1 protein-coding gene is annotated in these 244 nt (G+C 61.5%); it reads right to left on the bottom strand.

What is annotated here, in order from left to right; genetic code table 11:
• Positions 1 to 244: calcium-binding protein (locus SB679_RS25845; RefSeq protein WP_410705231.1), on the bottom strand; the 244-nt coding region annotated here is incomplete at both ends.

Raw genomic sequence — 244 nt, 5'->3', positions numbered from 1 at the left:
ACATAGAGCGTATCGGCGCCGGTACCGCCATCCAGAACGACATCGCTCTGGTCGCCGTACAGGCTATCGTTGCCCGATCCGCCGTACAGCCAGTCGGCGCCAGCGCCGCCCTTCAGCGTATCGTCGCCGCCGTTTCCGAGGAGAACGTCATCGCCGCCCTTGGCGTCGATAGTTTCAGCGTAGTCGCTGCCGACGAAAATTTCGGATTTATCGCTGCCCGAGAGGTCGCTAAACTGCCAAGCGA

The sequence above is a fragment of the Chryseobacterium sp. SIMBA_029 genome (assembly GCF_046535275.1).
In the GTDB taxonomy this organism is placed as follows: Bacteria; Bacteroidota; Bacteroidia; order Flavobacteriales; family Weeksellaceae; genus Chryseobacterium.
Note: the sequence above shows the minus strand (reverse complement) of the source record. Positions and strands in the feature narration are given on the sequence as shown.